The organism is Sporolactobacillus nakayamae (genome assembly GCF_900113325.1).
GTDB lineage: Bacteria > Bacillota > Bacilli > Bacillales > Sporolactobacillaceae > Sporolactobacillus > Sporolactobacillus nakayamae.
Genome location: NZ_FOOY01000002.1, coordinates 1 through 1,315 on the forward strand (window position 1 = coordinate 1; position 1,315 = coordinate 1,315).

General features: G+C 54.1%; 1 rRNA gene. It reads left to right on the forward strand.

The features are described 5' to 3' along the window. Positions 1 to 11 precede the first annotated feature (11 nt). Positions 12 to 1,315: ribosomal RNA gene (locus BM003_RS00010) — 16S ribosomal RNA — on the forward strand; the annotation flags it as partial.

Here is a 1,315-nt window from a genome sequence, read left to right on the forward strand (position 1 = left end):
AAGCAAGACACTTTTTGGAGAGTTTGATCCTGGCTCAGGACGAACGCTGGCGGCGTGCCTAATACATGCAAGTCGAGCGCATTGAAGGGAGCTTGCTCCCGGATGTGAGCGGCGGATGGGTGAGTAACACGTGGGTAACCTGCCTGTCAGATTGGGATAACTGTGGGAAACCGCAGCTAATACCGAATGATCCCCTGCACCACATGGTGCAGGGTTGAAAGATGGTTTCGGCCATCACTGACAGATGGGCCCGCGGTGCATTAGTTAGTTGGCGGGGTAACGGCCCACCAAGACAGCGATGCATAGCCGACCTGAGAGGGTGATCGGCCACATTGGGACTGAGACACGGCCCAAACTCCTACGGGAGGCAGCAGTAGGGAATCTTCCACAATGGACGAAAGTCTGATGGAGCAACGCCGCGTGAGCGAAGAAGGTTTTCGGATCGTAAAGCTCTGTTGCCGGAGAAGAATGAGTATGAGAGGAAATGCTTGTACTGTGACGGTATCCGGCCAGAAAGCCACGGCTAACTACGTGCCAGCAGCCGCGGTAATACGTAGGTGGCAAGCGTTGTCCGGAATTATTGGGCGTAAAGCGCGCGCAGGCGGCTTCTTAAGTCTGATGTGAAATCTTGCGGCTCAACCGCAAATGGTCATTGGAAACTGGGAAGCTTGAGTGCAGAAGAGGAGAGTAGAATTCCACGTGTAGCGGTGAAATGCGTAGATATGTGGAGGAATACCAGTGGCGAAGGCGGCTCTCTGGTCTGTAACTGACGCTGAGGCGCGAAAGCGTGGGGAGCAAACAGGATTAGATACCCTGGTAGTCCACGCCGTAAACGATGAATGCTAGGTGTTAGGGGGTCCAACCCTTAGTGCTGAAGTTAACACATTAAGCATTCCGCCTGGGGAGTACGACCGCAAGGTTGAAACTCAAAGGAATTGACGGGGGCCCGCACAAGCAGTGGAGCATGTGGTTTAATTCGAAGCAACGCGAAGAACCTTACCAGGTCTTGACATCCTCTGACAAGCCTAGAGATAGGCCGTTCCCCTTCGGGGGACAGAGTGACAGGTGGTGCATGGTTGTCGTCAGCTCGTGTCGTGAGATGTTGGGTTAAGTCCCGCAACGAGCGCAACCCTTGATCTTAGTTGCCAGCATTCAGTTGGGCACTCTAAGGTGACTGCCGGTGACAAACCGGAGGAAGGTGGGGATGACGTCAAATCATCATGCCCCTTATGATCTGGGCTACACACGTGCTACAATGGGTGGTACAAAGGGCAGCGAAACCGCGAGGTCAAGCGAATCCCATAAAGCCACCCCC